The sequence below is a fragment of the Sulfitobacter sp. 1A13496 genome (assembly GCF_043557225.1).
In the GTDB taxonomy this organism is placed as follows: domain Bacteria; phylum Pseudomonadota; class Alphaproteobacteria; order Rhodobacterales; family Rhodobacteraceae; genus Sulfitobacter; species Sulfitobacter faviae.
Map to the genome: position 1 here is coordinate 94,201 of NZ_JBIFFP010000007.1, position 18,263 is coordinate 112,463.

16 protein-coding genes are annotated in these 18,263 nt (G+C 63.8%); 11 read left to right on the plus strand and 5 right to left on the minus strand.

What is annotated here, in order from left to right:
• Positions 1-59 precede the first annotated feature (59 nt).
• Both uvrB and ACGYLX_RS15285 read right to left on the minus strand, forming a co-directional pair.
• Positions 60-2,264 carry an excinuclease ABC subunit UvrB gene (gene uvrB, locus ACGYLX_RS15280; protein ID WP_394450510.1) on the minus strand — a complete coding sequence of 735 codons (2,205 nt, stop codon included), beginning with the start codon at positions 2,262-2,264 and terminating at the stop codon, positions 60-62.
• Between the two features lie 87 nt (positions 2,265-2,351).
• On the minus strand, positions 2,352-2,636 hold the full coding sequence (locus ACGYLX_RS15285; protein ID WP_067268115.1) for an antifreeze protein: 285 nt from the start codon (positions 2,634-2,636) through the stop codon (positions 2,352-2,354).
• A 141-nt stretch (positions 2,637-2,777) separates the two neighbouring features.
• On the opposite strand from ACGYLX_RS15285, the gene ACGYLX_RS15290 reads away from it, so the two are divergent.
• Both ACGYLX_RS15290 and ACGYLX_RS15295 read left to right on the plus strand, forming a co-directional pair.
• Positions 2,778-3,089, plus strand: a complete 312-nt coding sequence (locus tag ACGYLX_RS15290; RefSeq protein ID WP_067268114.1) for an ETC complex I subunit — start codon at positions 2,778-2,780, stop codon at positions 3,087-3,089.
• Positions 3,090-3,314: 225 nt separating this feature from the next.
• Positions 3,315-4,769: an alanine/glycine:cation symporter family protein gene (locus tag ACGYLX_RS15295; protein WP_394412476.1), complete on the plus strand. Its 1,455-nt coding sequence runs from the start codon at positions 3,315-3,317 to the stop codon at positions 4,767-4,769.
• A gap of 58 nt (positions 4,770-4,827) precedes the next feature.
• Here the strand turns inward: ACGYLX_RS15295 and ACGYLX_RS15300 are convergent, their stop codons facing one another.
• A complete protein-coding gene (locus tag ACGYLX_RS15300; RefSeq protein WP_394450512.1) occupies positions 4,828-6,210 on the minus strand; it encodes an amidohydrolase family protein in 1,383 nt (460 codons plus the stop codon).
• The gene (locus tag ACGYLX_RS15305; RefSeq protein WP_394450514.1) at positions 6,210-6,905 is read right to left on the minus strand and encodes a GntR family transcriptional regulator; all 696 of its coding nucleotides are present in this window, start codon (positions 6,903-6,905) and stop codon (positions 6,210-6,212) included. The genes ACGYLX_RS15300 and ACGYLX_RS15305 overlap by 1 nt, the downstream gene beginning before the upstream one ends.
• 200 nt (positions 6,906-7,105) lie before the next feature.
• On the opposite strand from ACGYLX_RS15305, the gene ACGYLX_RS15310 reads away from it, so the two are divergent.
• The 9 genes from ACGYLX_RS15310 to ACGYLX_RS15350 all read left to right on the plus strand — a co-directional run bounded on the left by ACGYLX_RS15310 (position 7,106) and on the right by ACGYLX_RS15350 (position 16,728).
• Positions 7,106-8,671, plus strand: coding sequence for an ABC transporter substrate-binding protein (locus ACGYLX_RS15310; protein WP_394450516.1), 1,566 nt, complete (start codon positions 7,106-7,108; stop codon positions 8,669-8,671).
• A gap of 66 nt (positions 8,672-8,737) precedes the next feature.
• On the plus strand, positions 8,738-9,724 hold the full coding sequence (locus ACGYLX_RS15315) for an ABC transporter permease (protein ID WP_168613039.1): 987 nt from the start codon (positions 8,738-8,740) through the stop codon (positions 9,722-9,724).
• Positions 9,725-9,736: 12 nt separating this feature from the next.
• Positions 9,737-10,660: an ABC transporter permease gene (locus ACGYLX_RS15320; protein WP_168613040.1), complete on the plus strand. Its 924-nt coding sequence runs from the start codon at positions 9,737-9,739 to the stop codon at positions 10,658-10,660.
• Positions 10,661-10,669: 9 nt separating this feature from the next.
• On the plus strand, positions 10,670-11,635 hold the full coding sequence (locus tag ACGYLX_RS15325; RefSeq protein WP_394450518.1) for an ABC transporter ATP-binding protein: 966 nt from the start codon (positions 10,670-10,672) through the stop codon (positions 11,633-11,635).
• Entirely contained in the window at positions 11,632-12,669 is a 1,038-nt protein-coding gene (locus ACGYLX_RS15330; RefSeq protein ID WP_394450519.1) for an ABC transporter ATP-binding protein, read from the plus strand. The genes ACGYLX_RS15325 and ACGYLX_RS15330 overlap by 4 nt, the downstream gene beginning before the upstream one ends.
• A gap of 5 nt (positions 12,670-12,674) precedes the next feature.
• Positions 12,675-13,307, plus strand: coding sequence for a flavin reductase family protein (locus ACGYLX_RS15335; protein WP_271688998.1), 633 nt, complete (start codon positions 12,675-12,677; stop codon positions 13,305-13,307).
• Complete coding sequence (locus tag ACGYLX_RS15340) at positions 13,307-14,047, plus strand: aspartate/glutamate racemase family protein (RefSeq protein WP_394450520.1); 741 nt, start codon at positions 13,307-13,309, stop codon at positions 14,045-14,047. The genes ACGYLX_RS15335 and ACGYLX_RS15340 overlap by 1 nt, the downstream gene beginning before the upstream one ends.
• A gap of 12 nt (positions 14,048-14,059) precedes the next feature.
• A complete protein-coding gene (locus tag ACGYLX_RS15345; protein WP_394450521.1) occupies positions 14,060-15,265 on the plus strand; it encodes an amidohydrolase family protein in 1,206 nt (401 codons plus the stop codon).
• A complete protein-coding gene (locus ACGYLX_RS15350; protein WP_394450522.1) occupies positions 15,250-16,728 on the plus strand; it encodes a chlorohydrolase family protein in 1,479 nt (492 codons plus the stop codon). Before ACGYLX_RS15345 ends, ACGYLX_RS15350 begins: the two co-directional genes overlap by 16 nt.
• Positions 16,729-16,825: 97 nt before the next feature.
• Here ACGYLX_RS15350 and ACGYLX_RS15355 read toward each other — a convergent pair whose 3' ends face one another.
• Positions 16,826-18,244 (minus strand): amidase, encoded by a 1,419-nt coding sequence (locus tag ACGYLX_RS15355; RefSeq protein ID WP_394418941.1) that lies wholly within the window; start codon positions 18,242-18,244, stop codon positions 16,826-16,828.
• Between the last annotated feature and the right edge of the window lie 19 nt (positions 18,245-18,263).

Consider the following 18,263-nt stretch of genomic DNA (forward strand, 5'->3'; position numbering starts at 1 on the left):
TGCGGCGTTTTAGGGTTGGATTGTGGAAGGGCCACCCCGAGTGGGGTGGCCCTTTTTCTTTAGCGTTTACGGCGTTTTGCATTGCCGCCGCGCATTCCGCCGCGGCCTGAGGTGCTGCGGCCTGAGGCTTGCTGCGCGGCATCGACGGCGCGGTCGACTGCCTGCTGGCGCGCCATCGGATCATCGGCGACGGCAAGGTCCACGGCCTCCAGCCGTTTGACCTCGTCACGCAGGCGCGCGGCTTCCTCGAACTCGAGGTTCTCGGCGGCCTTGCGCATATCGGCGCGCAGCCCGTCGAGCACGGCTTGCAGGTTGCCGCCCGCCATCGGCTTGTCGACCTTGGCGGTGACGCGGTTCATGTCCACGTCGCCTTTGTAGAGTCCGGCGAGGATGTCCTCGACGTTCTTTTTCACCGTGGCGGGGGTGATGCCGTGTTCCTCGTTATAGGCGATCTGCTTGGCGCGGCGGCGCTCGGTCTCGCCCATTGCGCGCTCCATCGAGCCGGTGATGCGGTCGGCATACATGATCACCCGGCCTTCGGCGTTGCGCGCGGCGCGGCCGATGGTCTGGATGAGTGAGGTTTCCGAGCGCAGGAAGCCTTCCTTGTCGGCGTCGAGGATGGCGACCAACCCGCATTCGGGAATGTCGAGCCCCTCACGCAGGAGGTTGATCCCGATCAGCACGTCGAAGGCGCCGAGGCGCAGGTCGCGCAAGATCTCGATCCGCTCGATCGTGTCGATGTCGGAGTGCATGTAGCGCACGCGGATGCCCTGTTCGTGCATGTATTCGGTGAGGTCTTCGGCCATGCGCTTGGTCAGCACGGTGCAGAGCGTGCGGTAACCGTCGGCGGCCACCTTGCGCACCTCATCGAGCAGATCGTCGACCTGCATCTCCACGGGCCGGATCTCCACCTTGGGGTCCAAAAGGCCGGTGGGGCGGATGACCTGTTCGGTGAAGACACCGCCCGATTGCTCGATCTCCCATGCCGCCGGGGTGGCGGAGACAAAGACCGATTGCGGGCGCATGGCGTCCCATTCCTCGAACTTGAGGGGTCGGTTGTCCATGCAGGACGGCAGGCGGAAGCCGTGTTCCGCCAGCGTGAACTTGCGGCGGTAGTCGCCTTTGTACATGCCGCCGATCTGCGGGACCGAGACGTGGCTTTCATCGGCGAAGACGATGGCATTGTCGGGGATGAACTCGAAGAGGGTGGGGGGCGGCTCGCCCGGGGCGCGCCCCGTCAGATAGCGCGAGTAGTTCTCGATCCCGTTGCAGACGCCGGTGGCCTCCAACATCTCGATATCGAAATTGGTGCGCTGCTCCAGCCGCTGCGCCTCCAGCAGCTTGCCGTCGGCGACAAGCTGGTCGAGCCGGGTGCGCAACTCTTTCTTGATGCCCTGAATGGCCTGCTGCATCGTCGGCTTCGGCGTCACGTAGTGGCTGTTGGCATAGACGCGGATCTGGTCGAACGTGTCGGTCTTCTCACCTGTGAGCGGGTCGAACTCGGTGATGCTCTCCAACTCCTCGCCAAAGAAAGACAGCCGCCACGCGCGGTCATCAAGGTGGGCGGGGAAGATTTCAAGACTGTCGCCGCGCACTCGGAAAGAGCCGCGCTGAAAGGCCGCGTCGTTGCGCTTGTACTGCTGGGCCACCAGATCGGCGATGACCTTGCGCTGGTCGTACATGCTGCCCGCTTTCAGGTCTTGGGTCATCGCGCCATAGGTCTCGACGCTACCGATGCCGTAGATGCAGGAGACCGAGGCCACGATGATCACGTCGTCACGCTCCAAAAGCGCGCGGGTGGCGGAGTGGCGCATCCGGTCGATCTGCTCGTTGATCTGGCTCTCCTTCTCAATGAAGGTGTCGGAGCGCGCGACATAGGCCTCTGGCTGGTAGTAGTCGTAGTAGGAGACGAAATATTCCACCGCGTTGTCGGGGAAAAAGCCCTTGAACTCGCCGTAGAGCTGCGCGGCCAGCGTCTTGTTGGGGGCGAGGATGATGGCGGGGCGCTGCGTCTCTTCGATAACCTTGGCCATGGTGAAGGTCTTGCCCGTGCCGGTGGCGCCCAGAAGCACCTGATCGCGCTCGCCCGAGTTCACCCCTTCGGTCAGTTCCTTGATCGCCGTGGGCTGGTCGCCCGCCGGGTCGAATTCGGTGACCAGTTTGAACTTATGGCCGCCCTCCAGCTTGGGGCGGTTGCGCACGTCTGGGGCGGGGTTTGCCAGCATCGGCATCCCCTCGGTCTTGTCGGAATGGGCATAGGGCATCGCGGGTATCCTTCGTCAAGCTTCCCATAGGTGCCCTCTTTCACGCGGGGTTCAAGGGGCAGGGGGCCGCGAAGGGCGCTTTTGCCGCTACTTCATCAGCCGTTTGCGATTCTGTCGCACCTTGCGGGCCAGAGGGGCGAGCGAGGCGTCGATGATCTGATCGGGGCGTTTGCCCAGCATCATGGCCTGCGTCCCGGCGGTGAAGGCTTTGACCATGGCCGGGCCTTTCTCGGCCACCATGCGGTTGTTCTCGCCGGGGCGGGCGGGCAGCGCGCCTGCCATGCCCAAGAGGCGCAGCGACATCACGATCTGGGTTTCCACCGCGAGGGCGGCGATCTGGCTTTGCAGGGCGAAGAGGGCGAAGGGGGTCATATGGAACACTCCAATGGGGTGGTCTTGATGTAGTCTCTGCACCGCAGCATGGTAGGGTTTATTTGCGGGGGGCTGCATTCCCTTGCCCCTTGGCACGGAATATTAGATAAAGCCCGAGGTTATTGAAGCGAGAGTCCCGAAATGCGCGCACGTATCTACCAACCCGCCCGTACAGCGATGTCCTCCGGCACGGCCAAGACCCGTGTCTGGCTGCTTGAGTTTTCGCCCGCGGAAGCGCGCAGGGTCGATCCGCTGATGGGTTGGACTTCGTCAGATGATACGCAAAGCCAAGTGCGCTTGCAGTTCGACACCCGCGAAGCCGCCGAAGAATACGCACGCGATCATGGCATCGACGCGCAGGTGCAACTGCCCAACAAGCGCAAGCCCAACGTCCGCCCCGGCGGCTATGGCGAGAATTTCGCGACCGGCCGCCGTGGGGCGTGGACGCACTGAGGGTGTGAAGGTGGTCGCTTGCTTGCGCGGGCCATGCGCCCGCCCTTCGGCCTGCGCCACTATTCATCTGACCGCGTAGCAGGTAACACCCCATTTTCGCGCGGTGGCGTGTAGCCCCGCGACGATCGATACTGACGCCCGCCGGGCGTTTTCATTTCGGTTTAAAGCTTTCCCTTGTCTGCCGACGCGTTAGTTGTTGAACATGCAAACGAGGGGGACAAGAATATGACCGCAATCGTCGATTTCCTGAACACCGTCTTATGGGGCTACGTCCTCGTATATGGCCTGCTGGCTGTCGGGCTTTACTTCACCTGGCGCACTGGTTTCTTGCAATTCCGGCATTTCGCCGAGTTCTTTCGCGTGGTCAGATCCTCGCGTGACACTTCCGCCGCGGGCATTTCGCCATTTCAAGCGCTGACGATCTCTCTCGCCAGCCGGGTCGGTACGGGCAACCTCGCCGGGGTGGCCGTGGCGATCTATCTCGGCGGGCCGGGGGCTGTGTTCTGGATGTGGGTTGTGGCGCTCGTCGGCATGGCGACGGCCTATGCGGAATCGACCTTGGCGCAGCTTTACAAGGTTCGGAACGCGGATGGGCAATACCGTGGTGGGCCGGCCTTCTACATGTCCCGGGGCATCGGGTCGAACGCCATGGGCTATGTCTTTTCGGTCTGCCTTATCATCAGCTTCGGCCTGATCTTCTCGGCGGTGCAGGCAAACTCGATCTCCGTCGCGATGGAGGAAGCCTTTGCCATTCCCAAACTCGTCACCGGCCTTGTCGTCGGCGGTTTTGCGGGCATCGTCATCTTCGGCGGGATCAAATCCATCGCGCGGGTCGCGGAAAAGATCGTTCCTGCCATGGCCGGGCTCTATATCGTCGTGGCGTTGCTCGTCGTGGTTCTGAACATCGCCGATGTGCCCGCCATGCTGGCCTTGATCGTCAAATCGGCCTTTGGTTTCGAAGCGGCGGCAGGCGGCTTTACGGGGGGCTTCATGGTGGCCCTGCTTAACGGTGTGAAGCGCGGTCTGTTCTCGAATGAGGCGGGCATGGGCTCGGCCCCGAACATCGCCGCCGTCGCGGTGCCCGATCCGCACCATCCGTCCAGTCAAGGGCTGGTGCAGGGGCTTGGCGTCTTTATAGATACGCTGGTGATCTGCACGGCCACGGCGCTGATGATCCTGCTCTCGGGCGTGGTCGACTATTCCGAAGGTGCGGCGACCGGCATGGCGCTGACCCAGATCGCTTTGGAGCAGCATATCGGCGCATTCGGCCCGATCTTCATCGGGATCGCCATCCTGTTCTTCGCCTTTACCTCGATCATCGGGAATTATTCCTATGCCGAGAACGCGATGGAGTTCCTTGGGATGGGCAAGCGGATCCCGCTTCTCGTGCTGAAGGCGCTGGTGATCGCGATGGTGGTCTGGGGCTCGTTGCAGGCGGTCACGACCGTGTTCAACTTCGCCGATGCCTCCATGGCGCTGATGGCGACGGTCAACCTGATCGCCATCCTGATCCTGTCCAAGACCGTCGCCAAACTCACGCGGGACTATTTCGCGCAGCGTAAGGCGGGGAAAGAGCCGATGTTCAGGATCGCCGAATATGCCGAGCTTGGCGATGGCGTCGATCACACGATCTGGAACAGCAATGTTGCCCGTGAAACGGAAGGCGCCAAGCCCGAATAAACACGACAGAAGGCGAGGGGGTGGCCCTTCGCCTTTACTGTTCCGCGCGTGAATTTCGTTATTCTACGAGAAGATGCGACAGGTCGCAGCGGGCGAGGGCCGCATTCAGTTCTCCCGCAGCGGCGTTGAGTATGCTGCCTTCGTCCAGTGCCGTTTCGCGGTCTCTCATGCGGACTTCCCCATTTACGATGACCGTATGCACATCCGCTGCATTGGCGAATTGCGCGACCGTGGTCAGGGGCATCATCGGCGGGTAGAGATGCGGTTTGCGGCGGTCGAGCATGACGATATCCGCCTTCTTGCCCGGTTCGAGCGAGCCGAGGTCGGCTTCCATCCCAATCGCCTTGGCGGCGTCGATGGTGCACATTTCCAGCACATCACGCGGCATCATCACCTCCGGGTCGCGGAAGTGGCGGCGGTGGTAGTGCAGGCATTGGGCCATGTGGCGGAACATGTCATAGCCCCGGTCCGGCGCCGCGGCGTCCGAGCCGAGGGCCACGTTCACCCCCATCTCGCGCAGTTCGGGCGCGGGGCAGCGGCCCAGAACCGACATGATGGCCGAGGGGTTGTGAACGATCGACGCGCCGCTGCGTTTGGCCGCGTCCATATCCTCGGGGGTGAGGTCGACCGAATGGGACAGATAGGCCCATGGGCCGAGAATGTCGAGGTTTTCGGCCAGCGCGATGGAGCCGGACCGGTGCCCATCCTGAGTGAACAGTAGCCCATGTTTTTCGCGCAGGTCCATCGCGGCGCGGCACATCGCGCGGATGTCATCGGGGGCCTGCGCAAAGTCCTCGGGCGAATAGACCGGCATGATGAGGCAGACCCCCGTGCCATCGTTCAAGAAATCCCCGTTGGTTTGCGCGAGTTCAGCGCAGACCTCTAGCTGATCCTCGAAGGACAGGCTGACCTCCTGGTCAAGGTCCAGACTGCGGTAGGTCTTGGGGAAGGGGCGGCGGTTCAGGCCCGCGGCGAGCATCGTTCGGATGCCAATCTCGCGCGTGGCCTCGCAATGCAGATTGCCGGCTTCGACCGTATCGGTGCGGTAATGATCCGCCCCGCCGCCAAGCAGCATCGTGCAGGTGGTGATCCCCGCCTTTAGCCGCTCAAGCCCCGAAAGCCGGGCTTCGGCCTGCCAGAATGCGGGGGTGGAGCCGCGGGTGTAGATCGTCTCGCAGGCCTGAAACCACGCATCGCCATCGCCGCCGCCAAGGTTACGCGTCAGCCCGTGGCCCGCGTGGGCATGGCTGTCGATCAGCCCCGGCAGGGTGATCATATCGCGCCCGTCGATCACCTCGGCGGTCTCGGGGAGGGGCACATCGCCTGCAAGGCCGACGGCGGTGATACGGTCGTTTTCGAACAGGATCGTCGCATCGTCGATAACACGTCGCTCCGCGTCCATCGTGATCGCGGTGGTGTGGGTGATCGCATGGCTGGTCATTACAGGTCCTCGCTCAACGCGGCCCCGAGGACATCGTCCTGCGCCGCAGCGCCGTCTTGCGAGGCTTCGAGTTTCAAAGTGCGCTCCGCTTCCAGAAGGTGGGCCTCCATCTCTGTCATCGCGGTTTCGAAATCCCCGGCGGCGAGGGCCGCGACAATGGCGGCATGTTCGTCCGGGCCGCATTGCGTATCGCATTTCGGTTTGAACACAGCCGTGACCAAGGTGCTTTTTGAAACGAGGTCGCGCAGGATATCGGCCAAAAGGGGAGAGGCGGCGAGTTCGGCCAACAGCATATGAAAGGCGCCCGAGAGCCGGATGATACGCGCCGTGTCCCCTGCCGCCAGCGCTTCGCGTTCTTCGGCGATATGGGCTTCCAAGGCGGCCAGTTTTTCTTGCGCGCCGTGTTTCTTCAGCGCTTCGATCACGCCGCGTTCCACGACGCGGCGGGTGAAAAAGACATCGCGGGCTTCGTCGACCGATGGTGTGGTGACAAAGGCGCCGCGGTTCGGGATGTGGCTGACCAGCCCGTCATGGGTCAGTTGGTCCAACGCCCGGCGAATGCGCGGACGGCTGGCGCCAAAGATTTCGCACAGCCGTTCCTCTTTCAATCGCGTGCCGGGCGGCAAGCGACGTTCGGCGATGGATTTCCAGATCCGTTCATAGATCTGCTTCTCCGTGAGCTTTGCTCCTGTCACCTACCGGCCCCCCTCAAATCTTTATTTACTAAATTTGCCTCAATAGTCGTCGAAACGCCCGATAAAGTGCAAGCAATTAATGTCAGCACAGATTGTTAACAATAATTGTAGACAGAAAAATGGAATCGTGCCAGCCTAGCTTTAGTCGCTGTGATGCAGGTCCGCTGTGCTCGCAGGGCGGCACGAACAGGGAGATAACAATGACACCGCGCAAATTTCTATTCACCTCGGCTCTGGCGCTCAGCTGTGCCAGCATGGCGCAGGGCGAGACCTTCCGCCTTGGCACCAATGGCGACCTCTACGGTCTCGACCCGCATTCGATGACCGACAGTTTCACCGTCTCTTTCTTGAACCACGTCTATGAGGCGCTGGTCCGCTACGACGCCGATCTCAAGATCGAACCGGCGCTCGCCACCAGTTGGGAGCAGATCGACGAGACCACCGTGCGCTACAAACTGCGCGAGGGGATCAAGTTCCACGACGGGCAGGATTTCTCAGCCGAAGATGTGGTGGCCTCGGTCAAGCGGGCCGCACATGAAGATTCCCCCATTCGCGGCAATATCGCCGGTCTGGTCGATGCCAAGATGGTCGATGAGATGACCGTCGATCTCATGCTCGACGGCCCGAACCCCCTTTTGAATAACTTCCTGACCAATGTGCTGATCTTCGACAGCGGCTGGCTTGAGGAACATGATGCGCTTGACCCGATCGACGCGCAGAAGGGCGAGGAAGGCTACACCACCTCCAACGCCAATGGCACCGGCCCCTTCCGCTTTGAATCCCGTACCCCGGACGCGCAGACCGTGCTGACCGTGAACGAGGATTGGTGGGACGAGCCGCAGCACAACCTGACCCGGATCGAGTTAAACCCGATCAACTCCGATGCGACCCGCGTGGCGGCGATGCTCTCGGGCGAGCTGGACATGATCGTGCCCTCGCCCTTGCAAGACGCCAAGCGGATCGAGGCGACTGAGGGCATGCATGTGCTGGAGGCGCCGGGCCTGCGCGCGATCATGATGGGCATCAACATGTCCGACACGTCGAACAACCCCAACCAAGACGACAACCCGCTGCAAAAGGTCGAGGTCCGTCAGGCGCTGGTTCATGCCATCAGCTATGACCTGCTGCGCGACAAGATCATGCGCGGCAAATCCCGCAACCTCGGCGGTTTGCTGGCCCCCCAGGTGCCGGGCTTTGACGAAGGGGTCGATGAAATCCCCGCCTATGATCCCGAAAAGGCCAAGCAGATGCTGGCCGATGCCGGATACCCCGAAGGCTTCAGCCTGAACATGAACTGCCCCAATGACCGCTACGTCAACGACGCGGCGATCTGTCAGGCGCTGGCGGCGATGTTTGCCCGCGTCGGCGTCAAGGCAGACCTCACGGCAGAGACCAAGGCGATTCACTTCGAGCGCGCCCGCGCCAATGAGACCGACATGTTCATGCTGGGCTGGGCCACGCTGCCGATGCTCGACGGCTATTCGGTGCTCTCGGCGATGCTGCACACGCCCGAGGGGCAGATGGGCACATGGAACCCCGGCGGCTATTCCAACGCCGAGGTCGACCGTCTGACCAAGGCCGTGGCCACCGAGTTGGATGCCGAGAAGCGGATGGAGATGATGGTCGAAGCCTTCCGCATCGCCGATCAAGAGGTGGCATGGTTGCCGCTGCACGCCCAGCCCTTGTCGTGGGCCGCGCGTGATGCGGTGAAGATCCCCCAGACCGCGGATGACAAACCGCGCCTCTGGCTCGCCCGGATCGAGTAACCTGCCCCCGGGCGGGCGCCCCTCCCCACGCCCGCCCACCGATAACCTTGCCAGCCGGAGGCCAGCATGTTCGCCTTTCTTATCCGCCGCATCATACAGGCCGCGCTGGTGATGCTCGTCGTCGCCTCGATCGCCTTTCTGATGTTCCGCTTTCTGGGTGACCCGATTTCCAACCTTCTGCCCGAAGACGCCACCGTGCAGGACCGCGCCGAAATGCGCGAGAAGCTGGGGCTCAACGACCCCGTTCTGGTGCAATACGGGCGTTTCATCGCAGATGCGGCGCAGGGCGACTTTGGTCAGTCCTATCGCAACAACCGCCCCGTCTCGGACCTTCTGGCCGAACGCTTTCCCGCCACCGCCGAACTGGTGCTGGTCGCCGCCGGTCTGGCGCTGGCGCTTGGGGTGCCCTTGGGCATCTATACCGCCCTCAACCCGCGCGGCTGGCTGAGCCAAGGGTTGCAGGTGATCTCGCTCTTAGGGATCTCGGTGCCCACCTTCGTCACCGGCATTCTGCTGATCCTCGTCTTCTCGGTCTCGCTGGGATGGCTGCCAAGCTTCGGGCGCGGCAAGGTGGTCGATCTCGGCTGGTGGACCACGGGGTTCCTGACAGTATCCGGCCTTAAGGCGCTGATCCTGCCCGCGATCATGCTGGCGCTGTTCCAGATGACGCTGATCATGCGGCTGGTGCGGGCCGAGATGCTGGAGGTGCTGCGCGCGGATTACATCAAGTTCGCCAAGGCGCGCGGCATCCCGAACCGCATGCTGCATTTCAAATACGCGCTGAAGAACACGCTCATCCCGGTAATGACGATCTTTGGTCTGCAACTGGGCGGGCTTATCGCCTTTGCCATCATCACCGAGACGGTCTTTCAATGGCCGGGAATGGGCTTCCTGTTCATCCAAGCGGTGAACTTTACCGATGTGCCCGTGATGGCCGCCTATCTGGTGCTGGTGTCCTTCATCTTCGTCGTCATCAACACGCTGGTCGACCTTTTGTACAACGTCGCCGACCCGCGCCTGCGGGCCGAAAGAACGCCCGCGCGCGGCGTCTGAGGAGGTTTCCCTATGTCAAACTTCATGCCCATGCTCTATGCCTTCTGGGACAGCGATATCACCTACAGCTTCCGCAAGTCGCGCGTGGCGGTGATCTCGGCGCTGGTGCTGCTGGCGATGTTCCTCACGGCGATCTTCGCCCCGAGCCTTGCGCCGCAGGACCCGTTCAACATCGCCGAACTGGACCTTTTCGACAGTGAGTTGCCCCCGGCCTGGGCCGAGGGCGGTAGCGCCGCCTACCTGCTTGGCACCGACACCCAGGCCCGTGATGTTCTTTCGTCGATCATGTACGGGATGCGGATTTCCCTGCTGGTCGGTTTCGCCAGCGTGATCCTTGCCGCCGTGATGGGCGTGGCGCTTGGCCTTTTGGGCGGCTTTCTTGGCGGGATCGTCGATGCGGTGCTGATGCGGATCGCCGATGTGCTGCTAAGCTTTCCGCCGATCCTCGTGGCGCTTTTGATCAACGGCATTTTGCGCGGTGCGCTGCCCAGTTCGGCGCAGGCCGAGTCGGCGCTCATTGTGCTGATCCTGTCGATCGGGCTGACCAACTGGGTGCAATACGCCCGCACCGTGCGCGGCTCGACCATGGTGGAGCGGCGCAAGGAATATATTGAGGCGGCGCGCACCCTCGGCACCGGCAAGCTGGCGATCATGATCAAACATATCCTGCCCAATGTGCTGGGCCCCGTGCTGGTCATCGCGACGATCAACCTCGGCATGGCGGTGCTGACCGAGGCGACGTTGAGCTTTCTGGGTGTCGGCATGCCGCCCACCCAGCCGTCGCTCGGCACGCTGATCCAGATCGGCAACGAATTTCTGTTCTCGGGCATCTGGTGGGTCGTCGTCTTTCCCGCCGCGGCGCTGGCGATCCTTGTGCTGGCGGTCAACCTGCTGGGCGACTGGCTGCGCGATGCGCTCAACCCCAAACTGCGCTGAGGTAATCCCATGTCACTTCTTGAACTGGACAACATCGTTGTCGAATTCCCCACCCGGCGCGGTCCGCTGGAGGCCGTCAAGGGGCTGAGCCTCGACCTCGACGAAGGCGAAATCCTCGGGCTGGTCGGTGAATCCGGCGCTGGCAAGTCGATCACGGGGGCGGCGATCACCGGGCTGATCGAACCGCCCGGCCTGATCCGCTCGGGCGAGGTGCGGCTGCGCGGCACGCGGATCGACAACCTGCCCGCCGACAAGATGCGCCGCATCCGCGGCAAGGAGATCGGCGCGATCTTTCAAGACCCGCTGACCAGCCTCAACCCGGTCTATACCGTGGGCGAGCAACTCATCGACACGATGCGTGTGCATCTCGGGCTTGACCAGAAGACCGCCCGCCAGCGGGCCATCGACTGGCTGGCCGAAGTCGGCATCCCGGCCCCTGAGGCGCGGCTTGACCAATACCCGCACCAGTTCTCAGGCGGGATGCGGCAGCGGGTGGTGATCGCGCTGGCGCTCTGTGCCGAGCCCAAGCTCATCATCGCGGATGAGCCGACCACGGCGCTTGACGTCAGCGTGCAGGCGCAGATCCTTTCCCTGCTCAAGCGGCTCTGCCGCGAGAACGGCACGGCGGTGGTGCTGGTGACCCACGACATGGGCGTGATCGCCGAGACGGCGGACCGCGTCGCGGTGATGTATGCCGGGCGGCTGGTCGAGATCGGCGATGTGAAACAGGTCATCGAAGAACCGCTGCACCCCTATACCCGCGGCCTCATGGCCTCTATCCCGCAGATCGGCATTCGCGACCGGCGCCTCACGCAGATCGAAGGTGCCATGCCCGGGTTGCGCAACCCCGCGCCCGGCTGCGCCTTTGCACCGCGCTGCCCCCGGGCGATGGACCATTGCCACAGCATCCGCCCCGCGCCGCAGGACGCCGGCACCGGCCAAGTCGCCTGTCACCTTTACGGAGAGACGTCATGACCCCGCAGATCACCCCCGACGACATCCTCAGCGTGCAGAACATCTCGAAACGCTTCGACGTGTCCGAACCCTTCCTCAACCGGGTGCTGGAACGCCGCCCGCGCCGTATCCTCACGGCGGTGAACGACATCAGCTTCGACGTGCCGCGCGGCAAGACCTTTGCCGTGGTGGGCGAGTCGGGCTGCGGCAAGTCCACTGTGGCGCGGCTGTTGATGGGGCTGCACAGCCCGAGCGGCGGCACGATCCGCTTTGAGGGGGACGACATCACCCATATGCCTCCCGGCAAACCCGCCGCCCTGCGCCGCCGGATGCAGATGATCTTTCAAGACCCCTATGCCTCGCTCAACCCGCGCTGGCGGGTGCGCGACATCATCGGCGAGCCGCTCAAGAACTTCGGCATCTGCAAGACCCGGGCCGAGGTCACCCGCGAGGTCGAGAAACTGCTGAGCCAGGTCGGTCTGAACCCCGCCGATGCCAAGAAATTCCCGCATGAGTTCTCGGGCGGCCAACGCCAGCGCCTGTCCATCGCCCGCGCGCTCACGACACGCCCCGAACTGTTGATCTGCGACGAACCGACCTCGGCGCTGGATGTGAGTGTTCAAAGCCAGATCCTCAATCTGATGAAGGACCTGCAAGACGAGTTCAACATGAGCTACATCTTCATCAGCCACGATCTGGCGGTGGTCTGGTACATGGCCGATGTGCTGGCGGTGATGTATCTGGGCAAGATCGTCGAGGTCGGCCCGAAGGAGGAGATCTTCGGCAACCCGCAGCACCCCTATACGCGTCTGTTGATGGAAACGGTGCCGAAGCTGACCGTGGGCGGCGCCGAACGCGCGCCCGTGGCAGGAGAGGTGCCGAATCCGATCTCACCGCCGCCCGGTTGCGCCTTTCACCCGCGCTGCCCATTGGCGAACGACACCTGCCGGAGCGTGGCCCCCGCGCTCAACCTGCGCGAAGGCGGCCAGAAGTCGGCTTGCCACGCGGCGGATGAGGGGCGGCTGAAGCCGTGGCTTCGGCTGGCGGCGGAGTAGGGGGGATGGAGTTCGATTTCACCACCCTGCCAGAACGCGACCGCTACCGGCTGCTGTCGAGCTTCGTGGCACCGCGCCCCATCGCGCTGGTCACCACGTTGAGCGCCGATGGTGTGCCCAATGCCGCGCCGATGAGCTTTTTCAACGTCTTCTCGCAGGAGCCGCCGATCGTGATTCTCGGCATCCAGTGCCGTCCCGATGGCAGCATCAAAGACACGGTCACCAACATCGACCGGCGTCAGAGCTTCTGCGTCAATATGGTCGACATGGCGCTGGCCGAGGCGATGATTACCTGCGGGATCAGCTATGAGCCGGACGTGGATGAGATCGCGACCGCCGGGCTGACCATGACCCCCGCCAGCCAGATCGACGGTGGCTGGATCGCGGAAAGCCCCTGCGCAATGGAATGCGTGGTCGAAGAGACCATCCGCTATGCCCGGCGCGAGATCATTCTGGGCCGTGTCGTGCAGATGCATGTGCGCGACAACTGCCTTGACGAGGCGGGCCGCTATGTCCGGCCCGAAAATTATCAGCCCATCGCGCGGCTGCATGCCGACAATTACATCACCTCCGACCGGCAGTTCGAGCTCAAGGTTCCCGAGACGCCGCCGGTTGGCGTGACACAGAAAGCCAATTGATGAAAATTCACCTGATCAATCCAAACTCGACCGCGGGCATGACCGAGGCCATCGCCCGCACCGCCCGCGCCCAGGCCGGGCCGGGGGTCGAGGTCGTTGCCGCCACCGCGCGGGCGACACCGCCCAGCATCGAAGGCTATGCCGATGAGGCCCGCGCCGTGCCCGCCATGCTCGACGCCATTCTTGAGGCCGAAGCGGCGGGGGCCGCGGCCCATGTGATCGCCTGTTTCGACGATCCCGGTCTCGATGCCGCCCGGGCCGTGGCCAAGGGGCCGGTGATTGGTCTGTGCGAAGCCGCGCTCATTGCAGCCGGGCGGATCGCCAAACGCTTCTCGGTCGTGACCACCTTGCCCCGGGCCGTGCCGATCATCGAAGACCTTGGCGACCGTTACGGCTGTGGCCGTGCGCTTTGCGCCGTACATGCCGCCGACATCCCGGTGCTCGACCTCGAATATGCGCCGGTGCAGACCCTGCCGCTGATCGCCCGCAAGATCCGCCAGACGGTCGAGGAAGACCGGGCCGAGGCCGTGGTGCTGGGCTGCGCAGGCATGAGCGCGCATCTAGAGCAATTGGGCCGCGACGCGGGCGTGCCGGTGATCGACGGTGTGGGCTTTGCCATCCGCATGGCCGCTGGCCTCGCTGCGACCGGGCTGGTGACCGCCAAGACCGGCGCCTATGCCCTGCCGCGCCTCAAGCAATCCCCCGCACCGCAAGCGCGCATCGCCCCTCTGACACGATAGACAGGACAAGACATGACCAAGCCTTTGCTGCTCAACAACCTCCGCCTCATGGGGGCAGATGCCGCCGATGTGCTGATCGAGGGTGGGCGCATCGCGCAGATCGCGCCTGAGATCACGCCGACCGGGGAAGTCTCCGTCGAGGATTGCAGCGGCGCACTGGCGCTGCCGGGCCTCGTCGATGCGCACGCACATCTCGACAAGACGCTCTGGGGCATGCCCTGGCACCCGCATCAGCAGGGCAAAAGCCTGCAACAGATGATCGACACGGAGCGCAAGCTGCGTCACGAGTTGGACATGGACGCAGAGCGGCAATCGGCACGGCAGGTGGCGCTGGCGCTGTCCAAGGGCACCACGGCGATCCGCAGCCATGTCGATATCGACACCGAGCATGGGTTGAGCCTGCACCGGGGCGTGGCCGCCACCCGGGCGCGCTATGCGGATGTCATGCAGATCGAGACCGTCGCCTTTCCGCAATCGGGCCTGATGATCCGCCCCGGCACGCTGGAATTGATGGACGAAGCCCTGCACGAGGGCGCCGATATCGTCGGCGGGCTCGACCCCTGCGGCATCGACCGTGACCCCAAGGGGCAGCTCGACGCGGTCTTCGGGCTGGCAGAGAAACACGGCAAGCCGATCGACATTCACCTGCATGAGCCGGGGGAGATGGGGGCGTTTAGCCTTGAAATGATCCTCGACCGGACCGAGGCGCTGGCGATGCAGGGCAGGGTGACGGTCAGCCACGCCTTCTGCCTCGGCATGGGGGATCAGGCGCGGGTGGCGGAGCTGCTCGACCGGATCGGGGCGCTGGATGTCTCGCTGGCCACCACCGCGCCCGCTGCGCGTCCGGTGCCCTCAGTCGCCGCCTGCCGCGAGCGCGGCATCGCGATCTGCGCGGGCAACGACGGCATCCGAGACACTTGGACCCCTTACGGCAACGCCTGCATGTTGGAACGCGCGATGCTCGTCGGCCTGCGCAACAATTTTCGCGCGGATGTTGAGGTTGGCTGGGCGCTCGACACCTGCACCACCGAAGGCGCGAAGGTGATGGGGCTTGAGGGCTACGGCCTTGCCGAAGGCTGCCGCGCCGATCTGGTGTTGGTCGATGTCGAGGCCGTCTCGGAGGCCATCACCCAACGCCCGCCGCGTCGCTTGGTCCTGTCGGGCGGCCAGATCGTGGCCCGCAATGGCCAGACGGAGGCGACATGGCGGAGCGCTTGAAACGCAGCGCCCTGACCGCCGCTTGGGTCGTGGGGCATGAGGACGGGCAACATTGCCTTTACCGAAATGGCACCGTGGTCGTGGAAGGCGAAAAGGTGCTGCACGTCGGCCATGATTTCGCAGGCGATGTGGCCGAGACCATCGACTTTGGCGAGGCGCTGATCGGGCCGGGGTTCATCGACCTTGATGCGCTGGCCGATCTCGACACCACTGTACTTGGCTATGACAACCATCCGCCGGAGTTGAAGGGCCGCGTCTGGCCTGAGAGCTACATGGCCGCTGGCCCGCGCGAGATGTACACGCCCGAGGAACTGGCCTTTCAGAAACGCTATGCCTTCACCCGGCTGATCCGCAACGGCATCACCACGGCGCTGCCCATTGCCTCACTCTTCTACCGCGCTTGGGGCGAGACGGCAGAGGAATTCGACGCCGCGGCAGAGGCGGGGGCGGACCTCGGGCTGCGGGTCTACCTTGGCCCCGCCTATCGCAGCGGCAATCTGGTGGTGAATGAAGATCGACAAATCGGCTTTCACTATGATGAACCGCGCGGCTTTGCGGGTCTGACCGAGGCCGAAGCCTTTGTCGCGCGGCACGAGAATAGCCACGGCGGGTTGATCCGCACTATGCTGGCCCCCGACCGGATCGAGACTTGCACCCCCGAGCTTCTGCGCCGCAGCGGGGCGGCTGCCCGCGATCTGGGCGTGCCGATCCGCCTGCATTGCTGCCAGTCGCGGCTGGAATACGATCTCGTGCTACAACAGCATGGCAAGAGCCCGTTGGAACTGCTGCGTGATACCGAGTTTTTCGCCCCATCCACGATCCTGCCGCATGGGCTGTTCCTGTCGGGCCTCAACGGCATCACCCATGCCGCGCCTGATCTCGAAATCCTGACGGCCTCCGGTGCCGCCCTTGCCCATTGCCCGCTGGTGATGGCCCGTAGCGGCAAGATCATGCAGTCCTTCGCACGGTTCCGCGACCTCGGCGTCCCCATCGGTATGGGCACCGACACGCATCCCGCCGACATGATCCAGAACATGGCCTTGGGCGTGATGACCGCCCGTATCGCGGAGGGTGATCCGACCGCCGTCCGCGCCGCCGACTTCTATGATGCCGCCACCCTCGGCGGCGCAGCGGCGCTGAACCGTCCGGATCTGGGCCGGCTGGCCCCGGGAGCCGCTGCCGACCTGAACGTCATCCGGCTGGACAGCCCCGACATCGGGCAGCGCATCGACCCCATTCAGACGATCCTGCTTAACGGCTCAGGCCGCGACGTTTCGGATGTGATGATTGCAGGTCGGTTCGTCATGCGCGATGGTGTCATCCCCGGGGTCGACGGCATGGCCTATCACGCCAAAGCGCAGGCGCAGTTCGATCGGATGGTCGCGCAATATCCTGACAGGACGCTGTTTCATCCCCCGGTGGAGGAGATTTTCGCGGGCAGCTACGGGGTCAAAGACGCGTAGCCGCTGTGGACGACGCCCGCGTCCGCCTGAGTTATCTTTAGAAAATGGCCCGCCTCACAGTAGATGCGGGCCATCGGAGTCACACTTTGAGGCTAGCTCACGCCCCCCACAGTCGCGTGCAAACCGGGGCAATCTCACCTTCGATTGCCGTCATCGCGTCAACGATCAGGTCCTCGCGCCAGCGGCGGCCTGCGATTTGCACGCCGATGGGCTGCGGCCCTTGGGGCAGTTCCGCGATATGCGTGGGGATGTTGCCCGCGGGCAGGCCGGTGAAGTTTATGACGAAGGACCAAAGCCCCTTGCCCAAGACTTCGCGCACGCCTTCGGGGCCTTCGGTGTCGCGCCCGGCGGTGAAGAAGGGGGCGAACATGAAGGGGGTCAGCACGAGGGGATAGTCCTCAAGAAACAGCGACCATTCGCGCGCGTAATGGGTGCGTTTGGCCAGCATAGCAAGCTGTTCGGTGCCTTTGAAGGGCGGGTATTCGGCGTAGTAATCCTCAAAAATCGCCTTCAGATCGTCGGAACCATGGGTTCGGATGTCCTCGCCCATCAGCGCTTCGACTTCGCCCATCAGGGCGCGATAGCCGTTTTTGCCAGCTTCATAGGCAAGGGGCGGTTCCACCTCTTCGACGGCGTAGCCTGCGTTGGACAGGGCAGAGGCGGCTTTGTCGAGCGCGGTGGCAACATCCGGGTGCAGGCCAAAGCCGAAATCATCGCGGGTGAAGGCCACGCGGATCGGGCCTTCGATCGCTTCGCCGCGCCAGGGCAGAGGCACATGGAAAGGGTCGCGCGCATCTGCGGCGATCAGGCTTGGCATCGACAGATGGAGGTCCGCCGCCTTGCGCACGATCAGCCCCTGCACCGACATGGATTGCGCCAAGAGACCGCGCTCGGCCTTTTGGCTGGGGTTGTAGGCGGGCACGCGGCCCAACCCCGGCTTGACCGTCACCGCGCCATTGGCCGAGGCCGGGAAACGTAAGGAGCCGCCGATGTCGTTGCCATGGGCCAGCGCGCCGATCCCGGCCATGACAGCCGCCCCCGCCCCGCCGGACGAGCCGCCCGCCGAAAGATGCTGCCCCCAAGGGTTATGGGTGCGCCCGTAGAGCGGGTTGTCGGTATCGGCGCGAAAGGAAAACTCCGGCGTGTTGGTGCGCCCGATCACGATGGCACCCGCCTGTTTGAGGTTGCGCACCACCGGCGCATCCTCGGGCGCGATGATGTCTTTGAAGGCGGGCACGCCGTTGCTTGTGGCATGGCCCTTTTGGTCGACGTTGATCTTGATCGTGACCGGAACACCATGCAGCGGCCCTTTGGACGCGTCGCTTTTGTCTAGGGCGGCGGCCTCGGCGCGGGCCTCATCGGCGAGGGTCTCGACCACCGCGTTCAAAGCCGGATTGACCTCTTCCATGCGGGCGATCGCCGCCTCGGTCGCTTCAACCGCCGAGAGTTTTCCTGCGCGGGTCGCGCTTGCGATTTCCTGCGCGTCCCATTGCCAAAGCGGTTTACTGTCGGTCATTCCGGTTCCTTTCGTTCAG

Bases quoted from the DNA above. Each gene is read 5' to 3' on its own strand.
- uvrB (WP_394450510.1), bottom strand. From the start codon at position 2,264: ATGCCCTATGCCCATTCCGACAAGACCGAGGGGATGCCGATGCTGGCA.
- ACGYLX_RS15320 (WP_168613040.1), top strand. From the start codon at position 9,737: ATGTCAAACTTCATGCCCATGCTCTATGCCTTCTGGGACAGCGATATC.
- ACGYLX_RS15345 (WP_394450521.1), top strand. From the start codon at position 14,060: ATGACCAAGCCTTTGCTGCTCAACAACCTCCGCCTCATGGGGGCAGAT.
- ACGYLX_RS15350 (WP_394450522.1), top strand. From the start codon at position 15,250: ATGGCGGAGCGCTTGAAACGCAGCGCCCTGACCGCCGCTTGGGTCGTG.
- ACGYLX_RS15310 (WP_394450516.1), top strand. From the start codon at position 7,106: ATGACACCGCGCAAATTTCTATTCACCTCGGCTCTGGCGCTCAGCTGT.
- ACGYLX_RS15355 (WP_394418941.1), bottom strand. From the start codon at position 18,244: ATGACCGACAGTAAACCGCTTTGGCAATGGGACGCGCAGGAAATCGCA.
- ACGYLX_RS15325 (WP_394450518.1), top strand. From the start codon at position 10,670: ATGTCACTTCTTGAACTGGACAACATCGTTGTCGAATTCCCCACCCGG.
- ACGYLX_RS15330 (WP_394450519.1), top strand. From the start codon at position 11,632: ATGACCCCGCAGATCACCCCCGACGACATCCTCAGCGTGCAGAACATC.
- ACGYLX_RS15285 (WP_067268115.1), bottom strand. From the start codon at position 2,636: ATGACCCCCTTCGCCCTCTTCGCCCTGCAAAGCCAGATCGCCGCCCTC.
- ACGYLX_RS15340 (WP_394450520.1), top strand. From the start codon at position 13,307: ATGAAAATTCACCTGATCAATCCAAACTCGACCGCGGGCATGACCGAG.
- ACGYLX_RS15295 (WP_394412476.1), top strand. From the start codon at position 3,315: ATGACCGCAATCGTCGATTTCCTGAACACCGTCTTATGGGGCTACGTC.
- ACGYLX_RS15315 (WP_168613039.1), top strand. From the start codon at position 8,738: ATGTTCGCCTTTCTTATCCGCCGCATCATACAGGCCGCGCTGGTGATG.
- ACGYLX_RS15290 (WP_067268114.1), top strand. From the start codon at position 2,778: ATGCGCGCACGTATCTACCAACCCGCCCGTACAGCGATGTCCTCCGGC.
- ACGYLX_RS15335 (WP_271688998.1), top strand. From the start codon at position 12,675: ATGGAGTTCGATTTCACCACCCTGCCAGAACGCGACCGCTACCGGCTG.
- ACGYLX_RS15300 (WP_394450512.1), bottom strand. From the start codon at position 6,210: ATGACCAGCCATGCGATCACCCACACCACCGCGATCACGATGGACGCG.